The 20,235-nt window shown below is 73.2% G+C and carries 16 protein-coding genes; 6 read left to right on the top strand and 10 right to left on the bottom strand.

What is annotated here, in order from left to right:
* Nucleotides 1–155 precede the first annotated feature (155 nt).
* On the top strand, nucleotides 156–2,273 hold the full coding sequence (gene glgX / locus ACIOHP_RS37475) for a glycogen debranching protein GlgX (RefSeq protein WP_401894409.1): 2,118 nt from the start codon (nucleotides 156–158) through the stop codon (nucleotides 2,271–2,273).
* On the opposite strand, the gene ACIOHP_RS37470 is transcribed toward glgX, so the two are convergent.
* On the bottom strand, nucleotides 2,270–3,067 hold the full coding sequence (locus ACIOHP_RS37470) for a hypothetical protein (RefSeq protein ID WP_401894407.1): 798 nt from the start codon (nucleotides 3,065–3,067) through the stop codon (nucleotides 2,270–2,272). The two genes, glgX and ACIOHP_RS37470, sit on opposite strands and share 4 nt — an antisense overlap.
* Nucleotides 3,068–3,627: 560 nt before the next feature.
* Here ACIOHP_RS37470 and treY point away from each other — a divergent pair.
* Nucleotides 3,628–5,988: a malto-oligosyltrehalose synthase gene (gene treY, locus ACIOHP_RS37465; RefSeq protein WP_401894404.1), complete on the top strand. Its 2,361-nt coding sequence runs from the start codon at nucleotides 3,628–3,630 to the stop codon at nucleotides 5,986–5,988.
* Between the two features lie 360 nt (nucleotides 5,989–6,348).
* Nucleotides 6,349–7,599 (top strand): M14 family zinc carboxypeptidase, encoded by a 1,251-nt coding sequence (locus tag ACIOHP_RS37460; protein WP_401894401.1) that lies wholly within the window; start codon nucleotides 6,349–6,351, stop codon nucleotides 7,597–7,599.
* Nucleotides 7,600–7,621: 22 nt separating this feature from the next.
* Here ACIOHP_RS37460 and ACIOHP_RS37455 read toward each other — a convergent pair whose 3' ends face one another.
* From ACIOHP_RS37455 to ACIOHP_RS37445, 3 genes are all read right to left on the bottom strand, one after another.
* Nucleotides 7,622–8,050 carry an SSI family serine proteinase inhibitor gene (locus ACIOHP_RS37455; RefSeq protein ID WP_401894400.1) on the bottom strand — a complete coding sequence of 143 codons (429 nt, stop codon included), beginning with the start codon at nucleotides 8,048–8,050 and terminating at the stop codon, nucleotides 7,622–7,624.
* Complete coding sequence (locus ACIOHP_RS37450; protein ID WP_401894397.1) at nucleotides 8,047–9,411, bottom strand: M14 family zinc carboxypeptidase; 1,365 nt, start codon at nucleotides 9,409–9,411, stop codon at nucleotides 8,047–8,049. Before ACIOHP_RS37450 ends, ACIOHP_RS37455 begins: the two co-directional genes overlap by 4 nt.
* A gap of 161 nt (nucleotides 9,412–9,572) precedes the next feature.
* Nucleotides 9,573–10,124, bottom strand: coding sequence for an FHA domain-containing protein (locus ACIOHP_RS37445; protein WP_046260753.1), 552 nt, complete (start codon nucleotides 10,122–10,124; stop codon nucleotides 9,573–9,575).
* Between the two features lie 185 nt (nucleotides 10,125–10,309).
* On the opposite strand from ACIOHP_RS37445, the gene treZ reads away from it, so the two are divergent.
* Complete coding sequence (gene treZ / locus ACIOHP_RS37440; RefSeq protein WP_401894394.1) at nucleotides 10,310–12,055, top strand: malto-oligosyltrehalose trehalohydrolase; 1,746 nt, start codon at nucleotides 10,310–10,312, stop codon at nucleotides 12,053–12,055.
* Nucleotides 12,056–12,111: 56 nt separating this feature from the next.
* Here the strand turns inward: treZ and ACIOHP_RS37435 are convergent, their stop codons facing one another.
* The 3 genes from ACIOHP_RS37435 to ACIOHP_RS37425 all read right to left on the bottom strand — a co-directional run bounded on the left by ACIOHP_RS37435 (nucleotide 12,112) and on the right by ACIOHP_RS37425 (nucleotide 14,989).
* Nucleotides 12,112–13,050: an aminoglycoside phosphotransferase family protein gene (locus ACIOHP_RS37435; RefSeq protein WP_401894392.1), complete on the bottom strand. Its 939-nt coding sequence runs from the start codon at nucleotides 13,048–13,050 to the stop codon at nucleotides 12,112–12,114.
* Nucleotides 13,051–13,099: 49 nt separating this feature from the next.
* On the bottom strand, nucleotides 13,100–14,227 hold the full coding sequence (locus ACIOHP_RS37430; RefSeq protein ID WP_401894389.1) for an aminopeptidase P family protein: 1,128 nt from the start codon (nucleotides 14,225–14,227) through the stop codon (nucleotides 13,100–13,102).
* Nucleotides 14,228–14,365: 138 nt separating this feature from the next.
* On the bottom strand, nucleotides 14,366–14,989 hold the full coding sequence (locus ACIOHP_RS37425; RefSeq protein ID WP_401894386.1) for a LysE family translocator: 624 nt from the start codon (nucleotides 14,987–14,989) through the stop codon (nucleotides 14,366–14,368).
* Between the two features lie 135 nt (nucleotides 14,990–15,124).
* On the opposite strand from ACIOHP_RS37425, the gene ACIOHP_RS37420 reads away from it, so the two are divergent.
* Entirely contained in the window at nucleotides 15,125–15,868 is a 744-nt protein-coding gene (locus tag ACIOHP_RS37420) for a phosphodiesterase (RefSeq protein WP_401894383.1), read from the top strand.
* Here ACIOHP_RS37420 and ACIOHP_RS37415 read toward each other — a convergent pair.
* Together ACIOHP_RS37415 and ACIOHP_RS37410 are read right to left on the bottom strand one after the other, a co-directional pair.
* Nucleotides 15,861–16,442, bottom strand: coding sequence for a PDZ domain-containing protein (locus tag ACIOHP_RS37415; protein ID WP_401894380.1), 582 nt, complete (start codon nucleotides 16,440–16,442; stop codon nucleotides 15,861–15,863). The two genes, ACIOHP_RS37420 and ACIOHP_RS37415, sit on opposite strands and share 8 nt — an antisense overlap.
* Before the next feature lie 183 nt (nucleotides 16,443–16,625).
* Nucleotides 16,626–17,486, bottom strand: coding sequence for a LysR family transcriptional regulator (locus ACIOHP_RS37410; protein WP_401894377.1), 861 nt, complete (start codon nucleotides 17,484–17,486; stop codon nucleotides 16,626–16,628).
* Between the two features lie 86 nt (nucleotides 17,487–17,572).
* On the opposite strand from ACIOHP_RS37410, the gene ACIOHP_RS37405 reads away from it, so the two are divergent.
* Nucleotides 17,573–18,289, top strand: a complete 717-nt coding sequence (locus tag ACIOHP_RS37405; RefSeq protein WP_401894375.1) for a hypothetical protein — start codon at nucleotides 17,573–17,575, stop codon at nucleotides 18,287–18,289.
* Between the two features lie 6 nt (nucleotides 18,290–18,295).
* On the opposite strand, the gene phsA is transcribed toward ACIOHP_RS37405, so the two are convergent.
* Nucleotides 18,296–20,176, bottom strand: coding sequence for an O-aminophenol oxidase PhsA (gene phsA, locus ACIOHP_RS37400; protein WP_401894373.1), 1,881 nt, complete (start codon nucleotides 20,174–20,176; stop codon nucleotides 18,296–18,298).
* Nucleotides 20,177–20,235 lie beyond the last annotated feature (59 nt).

Genomic DNA, 20,235 nt, shown 5'->3' with positions numbered 1-20,235 from the left:
ACGGGAGTATGTGATTGCCCCACAGGTCTGTGCACACCACGTATGCACCGGTCGATCGGTAAGAGGGGCGTAAGTCATGGGTGGTTCCATCACTTTCGGGGAGACTCGAGGTCAAGGCGCCCCGGCGGCGGGCACGAGCTGAAAGAGTCGTATCCATGCAGGTCTGGCCTGGAGAGGCATATCCACTCGGTGCCACGTACGACGGCGCCGGCACCAACTTCGCGGTCTTCACCGAGGCCGCGGACCGAGTAGAGCTGTGTCTGCTGCACGACGACGGCTCGGAAACGGCGGTGGAGCTGAGGGAGAGCGACGCGTTCGTCCGGCACGCGTATCTGCCCGGCGTGATGCCGGGCCAGCGCTACGGATTCAGGGTGCACGGCCCGTACGCCCCTGAGCGCGGACATCGCTGCAACTCCGCGAAGCTGCTCCTCGACCCGTACGCGCGCGCGATCAGCGGGGCGATCCAGTGGGGCGAGGAGGTCTACGGCTACCACTTCGACTCGCCCGACAAGCGCAACGACCTGGACTCGGCCCCGCACACCATGAGCTCGGTCGTGGTCAACCCGTACTTCGACTGGGGCGACGACCGCCGCCCCCGCACCGACTACCACCACACGGTGATCTACGAGGCCCATGTGAAGGGCCTCACCATGCGCCACCCGGGCCTGCCCGAGGAACTGCGCGGCACCTACGCCGCCCTCGCGCACCCGGCGATCATCGAGCACCTGACGGAACTGGGCGTCACCGCGCTGGAGCTGATGCCGGTCCACCAGTTCGTGAACGACCACCGGCTGGTCGACATGGGCCTGAACAACTACTGGGGCTACAACACCATCGGCTTCTTCGCCCCCCACAACGCCTACGCCTCCTGGGGCGACCGCGGCCAGCAGGTCCTGGAGTTCAAGTCGGCTGTGCGGGCCCTGCACGAGGCCAATATCGAGGTCATCCTCGACGTGGTCTACAACCACACCGCCGAGGGCAACCACCTGGGCCCGACGCTGTCCTTCCGGGGCCTGGACAACGCGTCGTACTACCGGCTCACCGACGATCCCCGCTACTACATGGACACCACGGGCACCGGCAACTCCCTGCTGATGCGCTCCCCGCACGTCCTCCAGCTGATCATGGACTCGCTGCGCTACTGGGTCACCGAGATGCATGTCGACGGGTTCCGCTTCGACCTCGCGGCGACGCTGGCCCGGCAGTTCCACGAGGTGGACCGGCTGTCGTCCTTCTTCGACCTGGTGCAGCAGGACCCGGTGGTCTCCCAGGTGAAGCTGATCGCCGAGCCGTGGGACGTCGGCGAGGGCGGCTATCAGGTGGGCAACTTCCCGCCGCTGTGGACCGAGTGGAACGGCAAGTACCGCGACACCGTGCGGGACCTGTGGCGCGGCGAGCGGCGGGCGGTCGCGGAGTTCGCGTCGCGGCTGACGGGCTCCTCCGACCTGTACCAGGACGACGGGCGGCGCCCGTTGGCCTCCATCAACTTCGTGACCTGCCACGACGGGTTCACGATGCACGACCTCGTCTCGTACAACGACAAGCACAACATGGCCAACGGGGAGGAGAACCGGGACGGCGAGAGCCACAACCGGTCGTGGAACTGCGGAGCCGAGGGCGACACCGACGACCCGCACGTGCTGGAGCTGCGCGCCCGGCAGATGCGGAACTTCATCGCCACCCTGATGCTGTCCCAGGGCGTGCCGATGCTCAGCCACGGCGACGAGTTCGCCCGCACGCAACGCGGCAACAACAACGCCTACTGCCAGGACAGCGAGCTGGCGTGGGTGCGGTGGCCGGAGGAGGGCGAGGTCTTCGGCGATCTGCTGGCCTTCACGCGCGCGATGGTGTGGCTGCGCCGGGACCATCCGGTCTTCCGCAGGCGGCGCTTCTTCCACGGGCGGCTTGTGGAGGGCACCCATGACGAGCTCTCGGACATCGCCTGGTTCACCCACGAGGGCCGGGAGATGACCCAACGGGACTGGGACCGGGCGCAGGCGTCGGCCATCTCGGTGTTCCTCAACGGCAACGCGATCTCCGAACCGGGGCCGCGCGGGGAGCGCATCGCCGACGACTCGTTCCTGCTGATGTTCAACCCCTCGCACCGGACGCTGGACTTCGTGGTGCCGGTCAACCACGGCCGGCAGTGGGAGGTCGTCGTCGACACCGCCCTCGCCGACGGCGTCCCGCCGGGCACCGGCCCCAAGGTGCAGGCCGGGGACCGGCTGACGCTGGTGGACCGGAGCATGACGGTGTTGCAGCGGCCGGTCTAGGAGCGGCCCGGTCTGCTGCCCGGTCCGGGGACTGCCGGTGGCACGCGCGCGTGGAGCGTGCTTCCGGTGTCCCGGACGTACGGCGTCGGCCTCGCCGTCAGTGCGATCGCACAGGCGAGCGCCGCCGCCGCGCTCGCCGCGCCGAAGGCCGCCGCGGGCCCGTACGACTCGGCGAGACGCCCCGTGCCGGCGATCGCGAGGGCCTGGCCGCCGACCAGGGCGCTCGTCGCGAAGGCCATCGCCTCGGCGAGCCGCGCCGGCGGCACCGCCCGCTCGATGAGCCCGAACACCGTGATGAGGTGCGGGGCGTAGGCGACACCGAGGACGGTGACGACCGCGTAGAGGGCGACCAGGCCGTCCGTCCACAGCAGGGGCAGGGAGAGTGCGAACGCGGCCGCGGTGGCCGTCCGCCAGCGTGTCGCGAGCGGGACGCGCGCGGGTACGGCGGCCATGGACAGACCCGCGACGGCGCTCATCACTCCCATGGCGGCGTAGACGAGCCCCGCCTGGTCGGGCTGTCCGAGGCGTTCGGTCAGCGCGGTGATGCCGGCCTGGCAGGCGCCGAACATGGCGCCCTGGAGGGCGAGGGCGGCGCGCAGGGCGTGCACGGAGCGGGGGACACGGGGGCGGGCGGCGGGGGTGGGTGACGTGGCTGCCGTGGTGGCCTCTCGCGTCGCCGTCGGATGCAGCGCGAAGCCGGTTCCGCACACGGCCACCGACACCGCGGCGGCGCCCAGCGCGTGGGCCGGGTGGGCCAGGACCGCGGCGAGGCCGACCAGGGCGGGGCCGAGCACGAAGGAGATCTCGTCCAGGGTGCTCTCGAAGGACAGGGCCGTGGCGACCGTGGTCTCGGGGGCGTCCGCCGGCGGGCCAGGGCGATCAGCCGGGCCCGGGCCAGGGGGCCGATCAGCGGCACGGTCGCCCCCGCCGTCGCGCCGAGGACCGCGAGGAGCGGTGTGGACAGGCCGCCCAGCGCTCCGCCGACCAGCGCCGTGATCGCCAGGGCGGTGACGAGGGAGAAGACGAGCACGACCGTCCGCTGACCGTGCCGGTCGGCGAGCCGGCCCACCAGCGGCCCGCACGCCACCTGGCCGAGCGCCAGCGCACCGCCGGTCAGCCCCGCGGCGGTCAGCGAGCCGCTGGTGCGGGCGACGAGCAGCACGCTGCCGAACTGGACGGTCGCCGTCGGCAGTCGGCCCAGGAAGGACACGACCGGCAGCAGTGGCCCGGTCAGGCCGATGACCTCGCGGTAGGCGCGTCCCATGGTCCCCATCGCTCGAAGTCAGCCACGCGCGCGAGGGGACGTGCACGGACCGATGACACGAAAGACGGTGGGGCGGGTACGTAGGTTTGCATGACACCTGAGCGACCCGACCCGGTGGTGCCCACCGCCACATACCGGCTCCAGCTCCAGCCCGAGTTCCCCTTCGACGCCGCGGCGGCCGCCGTGCCCTACCTGGCCGCGCTCGGCGTCTCGCATCTGCACCTGTCCCCCGTCCTGGAGGCGGTCCCCGGCTCCGCGCACGGCTACGACGTCGTCGACCACGCGCGCGTACGGGCCGAACTGGGCGGCGAGGAAGGTCTGCGCGCGCTGGCCCGCACCGCGCGGGAGCACGGGCTCGGCCTGGTCGTGGACATCGTGCCGAACCACATGGCCATGGCCCCGCGCCACAACCGGGCCCTGTGGGAGGTGCTCAGGGAGGGCCCCAAGTCGCCGTACGCGCGATGGTTCGACATCGACTGGGAGGCCCAGGGCGGACAGGTGCTGCTGCCGGTCCTGGGAGGTCCGCTCGGCTCGGTCATCGGTGACCTGCGGGTCGACGGCGACGTCCTGCGCTACCACGACCACGTCTTCCCGTTGCGCGAGGGCACCGGGGAACTGCCGCTGCCGCGGCTCCTGGACGCCCAGTGGTACCGGCCGGCGTGGTGGCGGCTGGCCCGTACCGAGCTCAACTACCGGCGTTTCTTCAGCATCTCGGAGCTCATCGGGGTGCGGGTGGAGGACCCGGAGGTGTTCGAGGCGACCCACGCCAAGATCCTCCAGCTGCTCCACGAGGGCGTCGTCGACGGGCTGCGGATCGACCACCCCGACGGTCTCGCCGACCCCGACGCGTATCTGCGCAGGCTGCACGAGGCGACCGGCGGCCGCTGGACGGTGGTGGAGAAGATCCTGGCGGACGGCGAGCCGCTGCCGGCGTCCTGGCCGGTCGCGGGCACCACCGGGTACGACGCCCTGCGGCACATCGACGGCGTGCTCACGGACCCGGCCGGATTCGGCGAACTCCTCGGCCGGTACCGGCGGTTCGCGGCCCCGCAGACGGACCGGGGCGGCGACTGGCAGGCGACGGTGCGGCGGGCGGCGTACAAGGTGCTCACGCACGAGCTGGCCGCCGAGACCGAGCGGCTGACCCGGGTGGCGGCCCGGCTGTGCGCCACGTCCCCGGAGCCCGCGCTGCGCGACCGCGCGCCGTGGGCGCTGCGCACCGCTCTGCAGGAGCTGCTGGTCCGCATGGAGGTCTACCGGCCCTACGGCTCCGTCGACGCGGCCTCCGTCGTCACCGAGGAGGCCGCGGAGGAGGCCCGGCAGGCGTTCGTGGTGCCGGAGGAGGCCGGCGCGGTGGACGTGGTCCGTGATCTGGTGCTGGGGCGGGCGGGCGAGGGGCCCGAGCACGTGGAGTTCGGGACCAGGTTCGCGCAGACCTCGTCGGCGCTGCGGGCCAAGTCCGTGGAGGACACGGCGTTCTACCGCTATGTGCCGTTGCTGTCGGCGACGGAGGTGGGCGGGAATCCGGGCGCACCCGCGGTGTCCCCGGACGACTTCCACGCGTACTGCGCGCGCGTGCAGCGCGACTGGCCGGCGACCGGCACGGCCGTGTCGACGCACGACACCAAGCGCAGCGCCGACGTACGAGCCGCGCTGGCCGTGCTCACCGAGTGCCCGCAGCGCTGGGCCGACGTCCTGGCCGAGGTGACCCGCACCGGCGAGGGGGTGCCGGACGCGCAGGTGGCGTGGGCGGCCTGGCAGACGGTGTTCGGGCTCGGCCCGGCGGACGCGGAGCGGGTGCAGCAGACGCTGCTGAAGCATGTGCGCGAGGCCGGGCTGTACACGAGCTGGACGGAGCAGGAGCCACCGTACGAGGAGGCGGTGGCGGCCTTCGTCGCGGCGGGGCCGACCGGGGCGCCGGGCGAGCACGTGGCCGCCTTCCGGAGCGCGCTGGAGCCGTCCGTCCGGGCGAACATGCTCGGCACGGCGCTGCTCCATCTGACCATGCCGGGGGTGCCCGACATCTACCAGGGCACGGAGGCCGAATACCGGGCCCTGGTGGATCCGGACAACCGCCGGCCCGTGCGGTTCCCGCCGGAGGAGCCAGGCGAGAAGGGCGCGCTCACCGCGGCGGCGCTGCGGCTGCGCGCCCGGCGCCCCGCCGCGTTCGGCGACTCGGCGACGTACGCCCCGCTGACCGCCGAGGGCCCGGCGGCGGCCCACTGCCTGGCGTTCGCCCGCTCCGGGGAGGTCGTCACCGCCGTGACCCGGCTGTCGCTGCGACTGGCGGAGGAGGGCGGCTGGCGCGAGACCCGGTTGCCGCTGCCACCGGGCCGATGGGCCGATGTCCTGTCTCCGGAAAGGGAGTTCACGGGGCATGTGCGCGTGGCGGAGCTCTTCGAGGGACTGCCGGTGGCGTTGCTGGAGCGGGTGGAAGGGAACCGCGACTGAAGCGGCCACCGCGAACTCGCCCTGGGCGTGGGCGTCTTCACCGCACGCCGTCGTACGGCCCGGCCTCCGGCTCGCGAGCGCGTGCGCTCCCGGAGCCCGGGCCGGGCGGCCGGCGCACGGCGACGGGCGGCGGTGCGCGCTCGGCCACGCCGTGAACGGCCACCGGAACCCGTCCGGACGTACGCGCCGGCGCCCGTGCCCCGACCCGTCCGGCCCCGGCACCCCCGCTGGCACCAACGGCCCATCCCCCTGGCGGTAAATGCATCTGGGCGCCCCCTGGAGGCTCCCCCGGTGCGCGCTTGACACTTCACAGAGGGCGTGGGGTACTGCGGATTGCGAAGCCGGGCGGATGTGTCGGGGGTGAGTCTCCTGCCGGAGCTGCGCTACCCCACAGTGACCGAAGTCCTCATGTCCGCGCGGGCGTTGGCCGCTCACCGTCCCGCTCTCTGCACCCTGCGCCAGGTCGGCCGGTCCCGGGCGGGCAGACCTCTGCATCTGCTGTCCGTGGGCCATGCCCGGCGTGCCGTGCTCGTCGTCGCCGGCGCCCACTCCAACGAGCCGACCGGCGGTGCGACCCTCCTCGATGTCGCCGGACGTGTGCTGAACGAAAGGGAGTTGCGGTTCGGAACGTCCTGGCACTTCCTGCTGTGCGCGGACCCCGACGGGGCGAGCCTGCACCGCACGCCCGCGCCACGGACCCTGTTCGACTACCACCTCGGCTTCTTCCGGCCCGCCGGCCACGAGCAGCCGGAGTGGTCCCCGGCGGTGCTGCCGCCGGACCGGCTGCCACCGGAGACCCGGGCCCTGACCGGCGTCATCGACGAGTTGCGCCCCTACCTCCAGGTGACCCTGCACGGCACCGACCTGGGCGGCAGCTGGGTGCAGTTGACGCAGGACATCCCGGGCCTCGCGGAGCCGTTCGCCAAGTCCGCGGCGGAGTTGAACATCCCGGTGGAGAGGGGCGCCTCGGACGCCGCGGGCTGGCCCGCGTCCGGGCCGGGGGTCCATGTGATGCCCGCGCCGGGGGCGGGGGCGGCGTACCCGAGCATGCCGGACGACGCGCGCAACAGCACCTGGTACCACGCGCACCGGTACGGCGGGCTGACCGCGATCGTCGAGGTGCCGATGTGGGCGAGCGACCTGGTCGACGACCCGGCACCGCATCCGGCCCCGGCCGTCGCGCTGCGACGCCTGGCGGGGCGGCTCTTGCAGGACACGCGGCAGGTGGAGCGGGTGCTCGCCGAGGCCACGCCGCGGCTGCCGGACGTCGAGGGGCCGCTGCTGCGGGCCTCCAGGTGGGGCCTGGAGCTGGTGCCGGGACTGGCCGCGGACTGGATGCACACCCCGCCCGCCGACAACACGCGCGCGTACGTGGGCAGTGTGGACGCGTTCGCGCGCCGGCTGCCGCTGCGGGCGGCGTCGATGCTGCTGCGGGTGCTGCTGGAGCACGACGATCCTGCGGCGCCCCGTCTGGAGCGGCTGGTGGCGTCCTGGAGCGAGGCCTTCGCGGACCGTTTCCGGGCCCGCTGGGTGCCGTTGGAGCACCAGATCGAGCATCAGTCCCGCACGGTGGTGGCGGCGGCGGTCCACGCGCGCGCGAGGGGAGCCTGAGCCCCGCCGCCACCGGCCGGACTCAGGTGGCGAGGCCGTCGAGCGCGAACACCGATCCGGTCCGCCCGGCCATCACGCAGCCGTTGGAGAAGGTCTGCGCGTAGTCGACCGGCCGCCCGTTCCACTGCCCGTGCGCGCGTGCGGTCACCGGGGCGTAGTGCATCGGGCAGTAGGTGTGCTTCGCCGGGAGGGCGGCGAGGTCGCCGGTCACCGCCTCCAGTTCCGCGCAGGCCTCGGCCGCTTTCCCGTGTCCCTGGGGCGGGTCGCACAGCAGCAGGGTGCCGCGGGTGTCGCTGGACCGTGCGTCGCCCTTGGTGACCGTGAGGAAGAGCCAGTTGTCGGTGCTGAGGTCCTCGGGCGCCGCCTGCGCGGGGGCCGTGGTGGCGACGAGGAGGGCGGCCGCGGCGAGCAGAGTGCCTCGTACCGCCTTCGATGCGGTGCAGTTCTTCATTCCAGATGCATCGGCACGGCGGCCTGGGATCCCCACCCCGGCTCACCCGAACGGGAGCCCACGCGCGTGTGCCGCCCGGCCAGCTCGAACACGGTCTGCACCACCCGCGCCTGGTACTCCACCTGGCGCTGGACGGGGATCCAGCGTGCCCCGCAGTCGTCGCGGTAGTCGGCGCACCACTCGTCGATGAGGCGGTCCAGCTCGGGCAGGGCGTCGGCCGGATCGGTCCCGGCGGCCCTCACGAGCTGGTGCAGCAGGCCCGCGGTGCGCAGCGTCAGACGGCGGCCGGAGATCCGCAGGGCGGCCAGGTGGCCGGTGCTGAGGGGCGGCAGCGGATGGGAGCCGTCGTCGACATCGGGGTCCCAGGAGTCCGCGATGCCGGGGCAGACCAGTAAATAGTCGTCGACCGGCGCGAGCAGGCGCTCCGCGTCCGGGGCGGCGGTGACGAACGGGCGGACGCGCGCGTAGAGGCGCGCCAGGCGCTGGGTGTCGTGGCGCAGGGTGCGGCTGACGCCGCGCAGTACGGCGGCCGCGTCCAGGGGCGGGGAGCCGTCCTCGACGGCGGTCACGCCCCACATGGGCGCCTCGACGATCGCGGTGACGGTGCCGTACCGGTGCGGGTGGTACCAGGTCGACTCGACGGCGGCCTCGGTGATGGCGGCGGCCAGGTCGCCCCGGCGCGGCGGCGGGATACGGAAGACGGCGGGCCCCAGGACCGGCCAGTACAGGGTGTCGTACGGGCCGAGTTCGCGCGGGATGCCGAGGCGGGCCGCGTGGTGGGCGACGCGGCCCGCGAGGCCCGGCAGGTCATGGGTCAGTTCGACGAAGCCGCCGCCCACGTCGACGCCGTGCAGGGAGCACTGGAGGAAGGGCCGCAGTTCGTCCTGGACGTCGAGCAGGGCGCGGGTCTCCGGCAGCGTGACGGCGTCGGCGCCGTCGGGCAGCCACTCGGGCTGTTCCAGGAAGCCGGGCCGGAAGAAGTTCCGGAAGTGCCGGCCGAGGGTGTAGGGGCCGTGCAGCCAGCCCTCGTTGCGGCGCAGGCCGTCGGGGTCGAGGCTGAGCAGCAGGTTCCAGGTGGCGTCGGCGCCCTCGGTGAGCAGGGGGTCGGCGAGGGCGCGTTCGGCGAGCCGCAGCACGGTGCCGCCGCCCACGGGTTCGTTGGCGTGCGGGCCGGCGACCACGAGGGCCTGGCGGGTGCCGTGGCCGACGGACAGCAGCCACAGCGGTGTGCCCGCGCGGGACGTGCCGACCGTGCGGAGTCTGGCGTCGCCGGGGTGGCGGGCGACGAGTGCGGACGCCCGGGCGGCCAGCTCGTCGACGGTCGGGTAGCGGAGGAGTGGCGGCAGGGCACACCTCCACAAATGTGGTGCCGTCGGTTCACCTGATGTGCATGGTGTACGCACAGTGAGTCACGACTTGTGGGGTACGTCAACACCGCGGTCGGCAAAGGGATCTGAGCCCTCGACAGCACGTAAACCCCAGGCCAGAGCTAAGGTTCGGCTCAGTTCACGGACGCCCGGGCTCAGTCGGCGGAGAGCCGGAACCACATCCGTCCGAAGCCGATCTGGTCGCCCTCACGGACCACGGCGGCCCCGATGACACGCCGCCCGTTCACCGTCGTGCCATTGGTCGAACCGAGGTCCCGCAGCACCCACATACCGCCCTGGCGGCTCAGCTCGGCGTGCACCCGGGACACCGTCTCGTGGGTCAGCCTCAGTCCGTTGGCGGGGTCGCGGCCGATCCGCAGCGGGTATCCGTTGCCGGGGTGCGGCAGCAGCAGCTTGGGCAGCCGCTCGGCCTGCCAGGCGCGGCGCAGCCGCTGGGTGAAGCCGGAGACCGCCTCCACGGAGCCGAACACCAGCCGGGAGAAGCGTCCCTCCGAGGGCAAGTCGGCGGTGAGCGCCGCGAGTTCGTCCGAGCGGCGGGCGGCGAGCGCCAGCTCCATGCGCCGGATGAACGTGTCGTGCGACAGCCGGCCCATCGCGACGCCGTCACGGAGCACGTTCAGCGCCTTGTCGCGCTCCGCGTCGGAGAGCCGCGCGGGGTACGTGTTGAACTCGAAGGACGACGTCACGTTCGTGATTGTCGGGCAGTGAACGCCGGGTGTCCAGAAAACGTGAGAACAGCCGCCACGCGCGCGCACCTGACGCCACCTGCCACGACACCGGCCGCAAAAGGAAAGATTCAAAAGCGGGCCGGTCCCGTTTGAAGCACCATGGACGGGCTACATCACGGTGAGCAGACGAAGGGGAACCGTCCGTGCAGTTCGAGGTGTGGGCACCGCAGGCCGACCGTGTGACGCTCCAGTGCGACGGCGCCACGCGCGCGTTGGAGCGCGATCCGGAACGGACCGGATGGTGGCGAGGTGAGGCAGAGGCACAGGACGGCTCCCGGTACGGCTTCGCGGTGGACGGCGGCCCCGTGCTGCCGGACCCGCGCTCGCGCCGCCAGCCGGACGGCCCGGACGGGTTGAGCGCGGTCGTCGACCATGGGCGGCACACGTGGCGCACGGAGTGGGGCGGACGGCCGCTGCCGGGCGCGGTCCTGTACGAGCTGCACGTGGGCACGTACACGCCCGAGGGCACCCTGGAGGCGGCCGCCGAGCGGCTCGGGCATCTCGCCGAACTGGGCGTCACCCACGTCGAGTTGATGCCCCTGTGTCCCTTCCCCGGCCGGCACGGCTGGGGGTACGAGGGCGTCTCCCTGTGGGCCGTGCACGAGCCGTACGGCGGGCCCGAGGGGCTGAAACGGTTCGTCGACCGGGCGCACGAGCTCGGCCTCGGGGTGGTCCTGGACGTCGTGCACAACCATCTGGGGCCGTCGGGCAATTACCTGCCCGCGTTCGGGCCGTACTTCACCGACACCCACCACACACCGTGGGGTTCCGCGGTGAATCTGGACGCGCCCGGGTCGGACGAGGTGCGGGCGTATCTGCTCGGCAGTGCGCTGGCGTGGCTGCGGGACTACCGGATCGACGGGCTGCGCCTGGACGCGGTGCACGCGCTGGCGGACACGCGCGCGTTCCACTTCCTGGAGGAACTGTCGACGGCGGTGGACACGCTCTCCGCCGAGGAGGGCCGGCCACTGTTCCTGATCGCCGAGTCCGACCTGAACGACCCGCGGCTGATCACCTCCCGCGCGGAGGGCGGATTCGGGCTGCACGCGCAGTGGAACGACGACTTCCACCACTGCCTGCACACCGCGCTGACCGGCGAGTCCCAGGGCTATTACGCCGACTTCGGCCGCGCCCCCCTCGCCGCGCTGGCGAAGACGCTCATGGGCGGGTACTTCCACGACGGCACGTACTCGAGTTTCCGCGGGCGCGTGCACGGGCGTCCGCTGGACCGTTCACGGGTGGCCGCGCACCGTCTGCTCGGCTACAGCCAGACCCACGACCAGGTGGGCAACCGCGCCCAGGGCGACCGGCTCGCCGCGTCCCTCTCCCCCGGTCTGCTGGCCTGCGCGGCGGCGCTGACGCTGACCGCGCCGTTCACGCCGATGCTGTTCATGGGCGAGGAGTGGGCGGCGGGAACGCCCTGGCAGTTCTTCACCGACCACACCGATCCCGAGCTGGCGGAGGCCGTACGGCGGGGCAGGCGGCGTGAGTTCGCCGAGCACGGCTGGAAGGAGGAGGACGTCCCCGATCCGCAGGACCCGGCGACCCGGGACCGCTCCTGCCTCGACTGGTCCGAGCCCGCCCGCGAGCCCCACGCGCGCGTACTGGACTGGTACCGCCGGCTCCTCGCACTGCGCCACGAACAGGCCGACCTCACCGACCCGGACCTCGCCGACACGAAGGTGGCGTACGACGAGCAGGGACGCTGGCTGGCCTTCCGGCGCGGGGACGTGCGGGTGGCGGTGAATCTGGCCGAGAGACCCGCCGCGATCCCTCTGGGCCCGCGCCGGGCGCGTGTACTGGCCGCCTGGGAGCCCGTGGAGGGGCCGGGGGCGGACGGGGTGCTGCATGTGCCCGGGGAGTCGTGCGTGGTGCTTCTGCAGGAGTGAGGGGCCCGGAGCGGGTGAGCGTCAGTGGCCCGGCGCGGGTGAGGGGCCCGGCGCGGCTACTCCTCCGCCTCGTCGCCGTCCCGCAGCTCCGTCACCCGCTCCAGCAGGATCGCCTCCCAGGCGTGCCCGAGCCGCACCCGTAGCTCCGCGAGCGGTGTGGCGCCGCGGCCCTCCAGGCGTTCGGCGAGGCGGACGACCGCGTCGCAGCGGGCGAGCCACAGGCCGCGCAGACAGGGGCGGGCGCCGTAGCCGGCGAGGGTGGCGGCGCGGACGGCGGCAGGGGAACCGACGGCGAGGGCCAGCCCCGCGATGTCCTCGGCGGGATCGCCGACGATCGCCTCGGCCCAGCCGAGCACACCGCGTACCCGGCCGTCGGCGCTGACCACGAGGTGGTCGCCGGTGAGCCCGTGGTGGACGAGGACGGCCGTGCCGGACTGGGCGGCGAGCTGGACGGCGGCCGCCGAGGTGAGCTGGTGGAGGCGGCCCGCGTCGAACTCGTCGGCGGCTGCGAGGCGTCGGGCCGAGCGTTCGGCGGCTCGGCGCAGCGCCTCCAGGGAGCGCGGGGCGGTGCGCGGAACGCCCAGGGTCTCGGCCTGCCGGGCGGGCACCTCGCGCAGACCCGTCAGCAGCGCGGCCAGGTCGGCCTCGCCGACGGCGGAGACGTCGTGCTCGCGCGCCGAGCCGCCGGGGAGCAGGGCGTCCAGCGTGTAGGTCAGCCCGGGCGTCCACTCGCCGTGGGCCACGCTCGTCGGGACGGCGGCCGGGACGTGCGGTCGGACGAGGTCGCGCAGCCGCAGCTCGCGGCGCTGGCGCTGGGCGGCCTCGCGGTCGGGGGCGAGGCGCAGCACATGGCGGCTGCCGACCCACCAGGTGGCGGGTTCGGCGCTCTCGGCGACGGGCCGGACGTCGGGTCCGGCGCCGGCCGAGGCGTCCTTGAGGAGGGAACGGACCAGCCGGCGGACGGTGTCCGCGGTGGGTGTCGGTGCCTGGGTCATGGTCGCGCCGTAGTCACTCGGGGGGTGTGCCGGGGCTCCTGATGGCTGCTCAGTCCACTATGACCATGTCGCGGGTGGTGTCGTTGAGGCGGCGGCCGCCGTCCTCGGTGACCGTGACGATGTCCTCGATGCGTACCCCGAAACGTCCCGGCAGATAGACGCCGGGCTCGACGGAGAAGCACATGCCGGGGACGAGGGGCTGCTGTTCGCCCTCGATCATGTACGGCGGCTCGTGCGTGGTGACGCCGATGCCGTGACCGGTGCGGTGGATGAAGTACTCGCCGTACCCGGCGTCGGCGATGACCTTGCGGGCCGCCCGGTCGACCTCCTGGCAGGCCACGCCGGGGCGTACCGCGCGGAAGCCCGCCTCCTGGGCCTCGCGCACGAGGTCGTGGACCCGGCGTTCCTCGTCGGTGGGTTCGCCGACGTGGACGCTGCGGGAGGTGTCGGAGCCGTAGCCGTCCTTGAGGCCGCCGAAGTCGAGGACGACCATGTCGCCGCGCTCGATGACCCGTTCGCCGATCTCATGGTGCGGGTTGGCGCCGTTCGGGCCCGAGGCGACGATGGTGAAGTCGACCTGGGAGTGCCCGAAGCGGCGCAGCAGACCGGCGAGGTCGGCGGCGACCTCGGACTCCCGGCGGCCGCCGAAGGGAACCTTGCGGATCTCCTCGAACGCCGCGTCGGCGGCGGCTCCCGCGGCCGCCAGCAGCTCCAGCTCCGCCGCGTCCTTGACGGCCCGCAGCATGGGCAGGGCGTCGGTGAGGGAGGCGTACGAGGTGCCGGGGAGCGTCTTCTGCAGGCCCAGCAGGTGCATCGCCCAGGCGTTGTCGCTGATGCCGAAGCGGCCGCCGGAGTCCAGGAGGGCGGCGGTGGCGGCGTAGGGGTCCTTGCCGTCGGTCCAGTCGCGCAGGGTCAGCGCGGGCGCGCCGGTGGCGTGGGCGGCGTCCGGGGCCTCCAGGGTGGGGACGACGAGGACGGGGTCCTGGCCGGCGGCGAGGACCAGCAGGGTGAGCCGCTCGGTGATCGCGGTCGGGGTGTAGCCGGTGAGCCAGACCAGATCCGGGCCGGGTGCCACGAGGAGTCCGGCCAGTCCGGCGTCGGCGGCCGCGCGGGCGGCGCGCTCCATGCGGGCCCGGTAGTCGTCGGCGGTGAAGGGCGCGAGCGTACTGCCGGTCATCCGGGCCTCCCTGGGCGGACAGTGGGACAACAGGGGCTACGGGCAGCATCCTGCCCGTACAGCGGGGGCCGCGCGAGCCGGTTCGCGGTGTTTTCCGAGGGTGCGGCGGATGTGTGCGGGGGTGCGCCGGCCATGGCGTCAGTTCTCCAGGGCCAGGCGGACACCGAGCAGGAGCAGCACACCTCCGGAGACCTGCTCCAGACGCCGGCGCACTCCGGCACGGGACAGCAGGGTGCGCATCCGGCCGACGAACCACACGTACAGACCGTAGTAGCCGACCTCGTAGACGGCCCAGAGCGCGGCGAGTCCCACCATCGTGGGCAGGTGCGGGGCGCCGTCCGGCACGAACTGCGGCAGGAAGGACATGGCGAAGACGGCCGCCTTGGGATTGGCCAGGTTGAGCAGCAGCCCGCCGCGGTAGGCGGCCCAGCCGCTCTTCGCACCGCCCGCCCAGCCCTCGTCCGCCCGGCCCGCCCTGCTCCGGCGGGCCTGCCACAGCGCCTGGACGCCGAAGGCGACGAGGACGACCGCGCCGACGACGCGCATGACGTCGTAGGCCACCTCGGAGGCCGTCAGCAGTGCGGTCAGGCCGAACGCGGCGACGAGGCCCCAGACGAACACGCCGGTCTCGTTGCCGAGCACGGTCAGGAAGCCGGAGCGTCTGCTGCGCAGCGACTGCTTGATGATCAGCACGGTGCTCGGTCCGGGTGAGGCGGCGACGAGGGTACAGGCCCCGAGGAAGGCGATGAGGGTGCTCGGCATGGGGCTCATCGTGGCCCGGGGTGTGGAGGCCGACCACCGATTTTCCCGCCCTAACGGTTATGGATTGCTCAAGCATTAGCACTAATGCTCAGATTCACATACGCCATTAGGGTCGATCTCAGGGGGCAGCGGACCGTGCTCGTACTCGCGCACATCAGCGATCTGCATCTGGACGGAAGCGAACGGGCAACGGAGCGCGCGGAGCGGGTGCGCGACCGGCTGTGGGGCCTGCCGGGGCGGGTGGACGCCCTGCTGGTGACGGGGGACATCGCGGATCACGGCGCGGAGGCGGAGTACGAGGAGGTCGCGCGGATCCTGGGCGACGCGCCGTTCCCGGTGCTGGCCTGCCCGGGCAACCACGACAGCCGCGCCCCGTACCGCAAGGCCCTGCTGGGGCTGCCGGCGGCGGACGGGCCGGTCAACAGTGTGCGGGTCTTCGACGACGCCGCGGTGCTGATGTGCGACTCCAGCGTCCCGGGCAAGGACGAGGGCGCCCTGGAGGAGGAGACGTACGACTGGATCGAGGCGACGCTGGACGGACTCGGCCAGGAGCGCCGCGCGCTGCTCGCCTTCCACCACCCCCCGGTGGCCCTGCATCATCCGCTACCCGACGCGTACCCGTTGCGGGAGCCCGACCGGCTGGCCGCGCTGCTCGAACGCCGCCCCGAGATCGCCGGGATCATCACCGGTCACGCCCACACGCCCGCCGCGACCACCTTCGCCGGGCGGCCGCTGGTGGTCGGCCCGGGGGTGACGTGGACGCTGCGGATGCCCTGGGAGGGCGAGCAGATCGCGGACCGGGACGCGCCGGTCGGGTTCGCGTTCCACGTCCTCGACGACGAGGGGCGGCTCACCAGCCACTTCCGGGTGGTCAGGTGACGATGCCGGGCACGGCGGTCAACTGCTGGTAACCGCCGCTCTGGTGACGGACCGTCAACGTGATCTCCTTGCCGGGGCGGGCTCCGGAGACGGCGCGGGCGAGGTCGGCGGCCGAGTCGACGCGGGCCTTGCCGACCTGGAGGAGTACGTCTCCCCGGACCAGGCCCGCCGCGAAGCCGGGGCCCGGCACATGGACGCCGGTGATCAGGGCGCCCGCCTTCTCGGCGTCGACGGCCTCCACGCCGAGGGCGGCCGTGGGCGGGGCGGGCGCGGGGGTGGGTGACGCGGAGGACGGCGAGGGCGACGACGGGGCGGAGCGGGTCGAGGAGGGCGGGGTCCGCTCCGTCTGCCGCTGCAACTCGGCCAGTCTGCTCATGCCGATCACCGTGGCGCCGACCGTGCCGAGACCGACGCCGGACAGGACCAGGACCGCTCCGACGAACAGTCCGAGCAGCAGGGTCCGCAGCTTCCGGCCGCGGCGGGGCGCGGCGTGCGGATGCCGGGCGGCACGGGGTTTGCTGCCGCCGGGCTCCTGGCCGGGCATCGGCTTCGGACGCAACGCGGTCTGTTCCATGGCTTGCCTCCGGCTGGGGGCACCGCCCACGCCCTTGGGGCAGTGGGGGAACGGGGTCGCTCCCGGCTGGTGCTCTACCCGGGACGGCCGCGCCGGACGAGCCACGAACGAGTGAGACTGACCGGCGGTCAGGAACGGGAAGCCATGGGTGTTCGGGCCGATCGACAACACACAGGTTCGAGCTCAACCCGTCAGCACGTCCGCCAGCGCCGCCGCCGCTCCCCGCAGCACCCCCGCGTGGACCAGTTCGGTGCGATGCACGACGCGCGGCTCCGTGACCGGGACCGCGACCGTGCCGGGAATTCCCGTCGCCGCCGAGCGGGGCAGCAGGGTCAGGCCTCGTCCCGCCGCGGCCAGGGCGGTGAGGGTACGGACGTCCGTCCCGTCGTAGCGCAGTGCGGGGCGGAACCCCGAACCGCCGTTCGCCGCGCGGAGGTGGGCCAGCGGCAGGCCCGCGTCCGGGGCGTCCAGCCAGCGGGCGTCGGCGAGATCGGCGATGCGCAGGCCGGGGCGGCGCGCGAGCGGATGCGCGTCGGGCAGCAGCACGCACACGGGCTCCTCGCCGGCGCCGCGCGTGGTCAGCGGTGCCACGTCGGGCAGCCGCAGCGGGTCGCTGGGGGCGGCCAGGCCGTCGACCAGGCCCAGGTCCGCCGTACCGGTGGCGACGGCCACCGGAACGACCTCGCGGGCGAGCACTCGCAGGGTCACGCCGGCGGCCGGGAGCGCGGTCAGCACTCGGGCCCCGAGCGCGGTCGGGGCGGCGGCGAGGGTCAGCCCGTACTCGGGGGCGGCCGCCATCCGTACGACGTCCGCGCGGGCCGCGTCCAGACGCAGCAGCAGGGGGCCCGCGTGTTCGAGGAGCCGCTCGCCGGCCGCGGTGGGCAGGACGGGACGGCGGGTCAGCAGCGGGGCGCCCAGGTCCTGTTCGAGGGCCTGGATGTGCTGGGACACGGCCGACTGGGTGTAGCCCAGCTCGCGGGCGGCCTCCGAGAAGGAGGCGAGACGGGCGACGGTGACATAGGTGCGCAGGAGGTGCGGGTCCATGCCCCCAGGGTCCCATCAGCTCTGCTTATCGGGAGTGCAGGAATCATCGTTGGACGCGATCCGACGGCCGCGCCCAGGATGAGGCCATGACGAACTCAGCAACCGTGACCGCCCGGATCGCCCTGGTCGGCGACCGCTCCCCCAGCGTCGTGTCCCACACCCGCATCCCCCTTCTGATGGACTCCCTCGCCGAACGCGACCGGCTCGTCCTCGACGCCTACTGGATCCCGTCCGAGGACGCCGAGAAGGAGGGCGCCGTCAGTGGGTTCGACGCGGTGTGGGTGGTCCCGGGCAGCCCGTACCGCAGCGAGGAGGGCGTGCTCGCGGCGATCCGCACCGCGCGCGTGGAGGGCATTCCGTTCCTCGGTACGTGCGCCGGGTTCCAGCACGCGCTGCTGGAGTACGCCCGTGACGTGTGCGGCCTCGTGCGCGTGGCGCACGCCGAGACCGACCCCGACGCCGAGGACCTGCTCATCGAGCCGCTGGCCTGCTCCCTCGTCGGCCACGAGGGCGTGGTGACCATCGAGCCGGGCTCGCTCGCCCAGTCCGTGATCGGATCGGAGCGCACGGTCGAGCGCTACTTCTGCGCCTACGGCGCGTCCCGCCACCTCGACACGCTGCGCGCGCACGGGCTGCGCTTCTCCGGGTACGACGAGGACGGACACGTCCGGGTCGCCGAACTGCCGGGCCACCCCTTCTTCCTGGCCTCGCTGTTCCAGCCCGAGCTGGCCGGCGACGGCTCGCGCCCGCACCCGATGGTCCGGGCGCTGGCGCGAGCCGCGGTGCAGCACGCCGTGCGGTGACCGGGGTCAGCCCGTGCGACCCTCCCGGTGCCCGCCGTGGTGGCCGCCGCCGCCGTGGTCGAACTTCAGGGCCTCGGGCGGCAGGACGACGAAGGGCCGCATCATGCCCATGTCCTCGTGCTCCAGGAAGTGGCAGTGGTACATGAACCGGCCGTACGCCCCGTCGAACCGGCCCATGATCCGCAGCATCTGGTTGCCCGGGACCCGGTAGACGTCCTTGTGGCCCCGTTCGTTGGGCGCCAGCGGGATCGTCCTGGCCCGGTCGTACGCGATCGGTGTGCGGGTGCCGCCCACCGCCTGGTCGAAGCCCGTCACCACGTACGGGTCCCGTCCCAGCGCCTGGAAGTCGGCCAGGTGGATGTGCATGGGGTGCGGAATCGGCGCGAGGTTGAGGAAGCTCCACAGTTCGTGGCTGCCCTCGGCGATGGTGAAGCCCAGGCCGTCGTTGAAGGTCCGCGCCGTGCGCCGGTAGGTCTTCGTGGTGCCGTCCGGACCGGTGACCTGGATGATCCCCTCGGCGGGGAACCGGATGCCGCTCGCGTCCTCGACCTCGGCCATCTCCCAGATCTCGGGATGTCCGCCCCCGCCCTTGGTGCCGGGCGGCGTGAGCACGATCAGCCGGTGGCCGTGCGCCACGTCGTGCGTGATCCGGCGGAAGGATCCCGAGAGCATCTCGGGCAGCTCGAAGGTGTCGGTCTCGCAGGACTCACGGACCCGGAACTCCATGACCGCCGGATAGCGCACATTGCCCACCGGGTCGGGCACGCCCACGGGCTGGTTGGGGCCCTTGTTGAGCAGCCGGAGCGTGCGGCCCGCGAGGCCGCGGAAGTCGACCAGCAGGTCGAAGCGCTCGGCCGGGGCGGCGGTCAGGGTGGGCAGCGCGCCGTCGAAGTCGATCGGCACGGGCCGCGGCAGCAGCCCGCCGTCGCTGCCGATCTGGTGCACGAGGCCCGGCACCGGGTTGTCGTCCTCGTCCACCAGGACCAGGTCGTAGATCCGCGCGTTCGACGCGTTCACCAGGCGGAAGCGGTACCAGGCGTCGTCCACGTCGGCGTACGGCCAGATGCGGCCGTTGACCGTGGTGTACGGGCCGAGGAACGGTGTCGTGACCGGCTTGCCCGTCTCCGGGTGGGACGGGTTCACCACGATCGTCTTGTGCAGCAGCCGGCCGTTGAGGAGGCCGTCCTCGTCGGTGTCGAGGTTGCGGTCGGCGAGCAGGAGCGGGATCTCCCGCTCCCCGTAGGGGAGATGGAGGGCGTCCTCCTCCTCGTCACGGACCAGGTAGGTGCCGTACAGGCCCGCCATCACGTTCCACCGCGTGATGTTCATGGCGTGGTCGTGGTACCACCACTGGACCGCCTGGTGGTCGTTCGGGTACTCGGAGAGCTGGGCGTCGCCGAAGCCCACGGCGTTGTCCGCCCAGCCGTCGTTGCCACCGCCCGTCTGGGCGCCGTGCAGATGGGTCACCGACCAGGCGGGCAGGGCGGCCACGTCCTCGTTGGGCTTGATGCCGTCGCGGCCGGGCTCGGTGGTGGCGGGCGGTGTGCCCGCCGGGCGGACCGGCACCTCGACGGCGGTGACCGGGTATTCGCTGCCCTGGGGAACGCGGTTGGTCCAGGCGATGCGGAGCCGCCGGCCGCGCCGCACCTCGATGGTGGGGCCGGGCACCAGGCCCTCGTACCCCCACATCAGGGTCGGCGGCAGCTGCGGGTGCAGCCGGACCCAGGTCGGCTGCACGGCGATCTCCGTCTCCCGCAGCACATCGCCGGTGGCGGGCCGCAGAACGGGCGGGACGGGCAACGGCGCGACATACGGCGCCAGTTCGCCCGGCGCCGCCTCCTGCTCCCCCTTGTCGCTCTCCGTGATCCTCTCGATGATGTCGGTCAAGGTCGAACACCCCCGTGTGTTCTGTGGTCTTGCTTCCTTCACCCCGACAGACTCCTGAC

Source organism: Streptomyces sp. NPDC087859 (assembly GCF_044742595.1).
In the GTDB taxonomy this organism is placed as follows: domain Bacteria; phylum Actinomycetota; class Actinomycetes; order Streptomycetales; family Streptomycetaceae; genus Streptomyces; species Streptomyces canus_F.
The sequence above is the reverse complement of the archived record's forward strand: the minus strand, read 5'-3'. Positions and strand labels throughout refer to the sequence as shown.

What these genes read in the sequence shown, in the direction of transcription:
- ACIOHP_RS37425 (WP_401894386.1), bottom strand. Translation starts at nt 14,989, where the DNA reads ATGCCGAGCACCCTCATCGCCTTCCTCGGGGCCTGTACCCTCGTCGCC.
- ACIOHP_RS37405 (WP_401894375.1), top strand. Translation starts at nt 17,573, where the DNA reads ATGACGAACTCAGCAACCGTGACCGCCCGGATCGCCCTGGTCGGCGAC.
- ACIOHP_RS37435 (WP_401894392.1), bottom strand. Translation starts at nt 13,050, where the DNA reads ATGACCCAGGCACCGACACCCACCGCGGACACCGTCCGCCGGCTGGTC.
- ACIOHP_RS37455 (WP_401894400.1), bottom strand. Translation starts at nt 8,050, where the DNA reads ATGAAGAACTGCACCGCATCGAAGGCGGTACGAGGCACTCTGCTCGCC.
- ACIOHP_RS37430 (WP_401894389.1), bottom strand. Translation starts at nt 14,227, where the DNA reads ATGACCGGCAGTACGCTCGCGCCCTTCACCGCCGACGACTACCGGGCC.
- glgX (WP_401894409.1), top strand. Translation starts at nt 156, where the DNA reads ATGCAGGTCTGGCCTGGAGAGGCATATCCACTCGGTGCCACGTACGAC.
- treY (WP_401894404.1), top strand. Translation starts at nt 3,628, where the DNA reads ATGACACCTGAGCGACCCGACCCGGTGGTGCCCACCGCCACATACCGG.
- ACIOHP_RS37410 (WP_401894377.1), bottom strand. Translation starts at nt 17,486, where the DNA reads ATGGACCCGCACCTCCTGCGCACCTATGTCACCGTCGCCCGTCTCGCC.
- ACIOHP_RS37415 (WP_401894380.1), bottom strand. Translation starts at nt 16,442, where the DNA reads ATGGAACAGACCGCGTTGCGTCCGAAGCCGATGCCCGGCCAGGAGCCC.